The 3,948-nt window shown below is 41.2% G+C and carries 2 protein-coding genes and 1 pseudogene; 1 reads left to right on the forward strand and 2 read right to left on the reverse strand.

Going from position 1 to position 3,948, the window contains the following annotated elements:
* Positions 1–874: sodium:solute symporter family transporter (locus tag AC1DPZ_RS23495; protein WP_477408032.1), on the reverse strand; the 874-nt coding region annotated here is incomplete at its 3' end.
* An 844-nt stretch (positions 875–1,718) separates the two neighbouring features.
* Between AC1DPZ_RS23495 and AC1DPZ_RS23500 the strand changes: the two genes are divergently transcribed.
* Positions 1,719–3,080 carry a pyridoxal-phosphate dependent enzyme gene (locus tag AC1DPZ_RS23500; RefSeq protein ID WP_477408034.1) on the forward strand — a complete coding sequence of 454 codons (1,362 nt, stop codon included), beginning with the start codon at positions 1,719–1,721 and terminating at the stop codon, positions 3,078–3,080.
* Positions 3,081–3,366: 286 nt separating this feature from the next.
* Here AC1DPZ_RS23500 and AC1DPZ_RS23505 read toward each other — a convergent pair.
* A pseudogene (locus tag AC1DPZ_RS23505) lies at positions 3,367–3,948 on the reverse strand (hypothetical protein); the annotation flags it as partial.

Consider the following 3,948-nt stretch of genomic DNA (forward strand, 5'->3'; position numbering starts at 1 on the left):
AAAAGAAAATATTGATAACAACAAACACCGCCGTAAAGCTGAACATGTTTTTTTGCGCTTCTTTTATGTTTTTAAGGCTGAGGTTTTTCTGCATCAGGTCCTGGTCAAGCCCTGTCATGCCTACGGTGATAAACAATCCCCCTAAAAACGCCTTGGTGAAATGGAATTTGCTGCTCAAAAAGTCATTAAAGAAAAATATTTTAGAGTAGCTGCTGTTTTTGATGGCATCGGCAGCTTCAAAAATGTTCATGTGCAGGCTGTCGCAAATAAAGTAAATGGATAAAAATACTGACAGTACCAGGAAAAAGGTTTGCAAACTATCGGTAATGATAATAGTTTTTAATCCCCCTTTAAAGGTGTACGACCAGATAAGCGCCAAACAAATGAGCACCGTTACTGCGAAAGGAATATGATAACTATCAAAAATGAATTTCTGCAATACAATAACCACCAAATAAAGCCTGAAAGCCGAACCAATAACCCGGCTAATGAGGAAGATGCCGGCAGCGGTTTTATAGCTCCAGGTGCCTAAAGCGCCCTCAATGTAACTATAAATAGAGGTAAGCTTTAGCCTGTAGTAAAGGGGGAGCAATACAGTTGCAATGATAATAAAGCCCGCGGCATTACCCAGCACAAACTGGAAATAGGAGAACTGATCGCCGGATGGGGCGCCTACTTTGCCCGGTACCGAAATAAAAGTTACCCCACTCAAGGCTGTACCTATCATCCCGAAGGCAACCAGGTACCATTTAGAATTTCGGTTGGCCACAAAAAAGGTATCATTATCTGATGCCTTGCGCGATGTAAGCCACGAGATAACCAGTAATACCGCAAAATAACCAATGATAAAAGAAAGTAATACTCCGGGAGACATATGTTTTATTTATTCCGAAAAGCCAAAGTTGGGCAATCCGGGTTGTTTTTTTTAAAGGTGCTTATAATATGCAAAATACACAAGTAGGAGGAGATGATTGGGGAGAAATTCCGATTCTGAAGTGAAGTGCTAAAAATTTGTCATACGGGCGTAGCGCGGTAATCACCATTTTTTTATAGAGCGTTATGCGCAGGTCGCTATTATAGTTATCATGGTGAACTTGTATGACCAATAGTAGGCAAAGGACTCTCCGCGGGCGTCTTCGACAGGTTCAGATCGATAGGTGTTTTGGGGTTTGATTTTCTATCACTGCCAATCCTTCTTCAGGATCCAGAATTTTACTTATGAACGTGTTAAAAAAAATATGTCATTCTTGAGTGATAGTGAAGGATCTATTATCCACCATATTTCTTGCCCTGTATAGTCTGCAAACAGATTCTCCGTTATGCTCAAGAACGACAGCTTTTTTACGTTATTACCCCTTTCAAAGTTTCACAAAATCTTACCAATAATAATCCCATTCAATCAACCAGGTATCTGTTCTGGTAATGACCAATAATCACCTTCTTCATTCCTTTTTTCGGCTGGGCTTCAGGAGTTTTTGAGCAAAAGCGTTGCTTAAGCAAAAGGTTAACAACAATAAAAGGGTGGATACGTTTTTATAATATGATAACATGTTATAGGTTGAATTAAGAACACAGCTCCTGGTTTAAATATAATGTTTGCGCCTGTACTTTTATAAGATGCACATCTATTTACTTTTCCATAAAGAAATATCGCTTTATAAAAACTATTTTTGAGCTGTAATCCCGCTTAGTACACCGGGTTAGTAGATTTTAAATTTATGTGGTATAATAATATATTAGAAACCATTGGCAATACGCCGCTGGTGAAGTTAAATAAGGTAACTAAAGACATACCTGCAACAGTTTTGGCCAAGATTGAAACAACCAATCCAGGCAACTCCATAAAAGACCGTATGGCCCTTAAAATGATTGAGGATGCCGAAAAAAGCGGAAAGCTTAAACCTGGCGGAACCATTATTGAAGGTACATCGGGCAATACCGGTATGGGCCTGGCTATTGCGGCTGTGATAAAAGGTTATAAATGTATTTTTACCAGTACCGATAAACAATCAAAAGAAAAGTTTGATGCCCTGCGTGCCTTTGGCGCCGAGGTAATTGTTTGCCCAACCAATGTAGAGCCGGAAGATCCACGCTCTTATTACTCGGTTTCATCGCGTTTGGAACGTGAGGTGCCAAATTCATGGAAACCTAACCAATATGATAACCTGAGCAACTCCGAGGCGCATTATGAGCAAACCGGGCCCGAAATCTGGGAGCAAACGGAAGGCAAGATCACGCACCTGGTAGTAGGGGTGGGCACCGGCGGTACCATATCTGGTACGGCACGATATTTAAAAGAGAAAAATCCAAACATCCAGGTTTTGGGGATCGATACCTATGGTTCGGTATTTAAAAAATATAAAGAAACAGGCATCATGGATAAGAACGAGATCTATCCATATATCACCGAAGGTATTGGTGAAGATTTTTTGCCCGAGAATGTTGATTTTAGCCTGATTGACCACTTTGAAAAAGTGACCGATAAGGATGCTGCTCTCATGACCCGCGAGATAGCCCGCAAGGAAGGCATTTTTGCCGGTAACTCTACAGGTTCGGCTGTGGCCGGTACCATTCAGATGAAAGACAGGTTTAAAGAAGGCGATGTGGTGGTGATCATCTTCCCGGATCATGGTACACGTTACCTGGGCAAAATGTACAACGACGACTGGTTGCGTGACCGCGGTTTCCTGAAAGATGAAAAACTGACTGCCCTCGATATCATCAATAAAAAAGAGGTACAGGAGATTATTACCATTGATTGCGAAAAATCGGTACTGGAAGCTATAAATACCATCAAATCACTCAACATCTCGCAGATCCCGGTTACTCAAAAAGGTATGGTGATAGGCAAGATCACCGAGAGTGATATTCTTGCTTCGCTGATCGAAAACCCATCCATCAAATCTCAGCCGATCAAAAATATCACCACAGCGCCATTCCCTTTTGTTGACCTGAATACATCGATCGATAAGATTTCGACCATGATCAATAAAGATAACATCGCCGTACTTGTGGAGAGTGAAGACGGTAAGATTGAAATTATTACGCAGTACGATATTATAAACGCGATATCAGCTTAGTTTTTTTGATTAAAGGCTAAAAGTGAAAGGTGTTGTGCGGAAGCATGGCACCTTTTTGCTTTTAAATATCGAACAAGTTTATTGCCAGTGATTTAAAGGTTACTGTTCCACTTAAACAAAAAATCAAAAACTACTACGACAAAGCTTGTCGTAGATAAAACATAAAATACATTTCGCAAGTAATTGATAGTTAGTTATTTGTGGCGGTATTTCTTAGATTCGCTGATTTTTTTGTGCAAGCGGACACCTGTTCCGGTGGAACACCAGTGCTTTCATCTAATAACAACTACTCCAGTCTTTTTACGGCCAACTCTTTCCGGTACCTTTCTTGCAATCCAGATTTCGGATCGGTAATAAGGTAAATACCCGTCCCTTTTTCCACAGCGTAGGGGGCCTCTATTTCACCCAGTTTTTTATAGCTGCCAATCATGCCCCCGGCTACAAATTCGCTGATGTTTTCGCCGCCGCTGTCGTCCACATAAATCATGTATTTACAATTTAGGGAGTCGGGTGCCCAAAGCGTAAAGCTGCTGTTTAACGATACCACATCGGGGTAATTATATTGCTTGCGATAATGGTGCAAGGCCCCCGCCTCGCCGTAATTATCGGCATAAATAAGGGTTTGTTTTTGCTGTTCGGGTGTAAGGCTATGGTAGACATCGCTCACTTTTTTGGCCATCTCATCCCAGCCGAACATGTCGGCATAATCCTGTGTAGTAGCGTGTACCTTTTGATCTTCCCAGGTTACGGCAAATTTTAATGCCGGTATGTTTTTGCTCGTGAACCTGAAAAATGCTAATGTTTGCTGTAGCGGCAAAATAGGTAATACCAGCGGGAATAAGATCATGTTGGGTATGGTAAAAAAGGC

The organism is Mucilaginibacter sp. P4_G9, assembly GCF_056400985.1.

What these genes read in the sequence shown, in the direction of transcription:
- AC1DPZ_RS23500 (WP_477408034.1), top strand. Translation starts at nt 1,719, where the DNA reads ATGTGGTATAATAATATATTAGAAACCATTGGCAATACGCCGCTGGTG.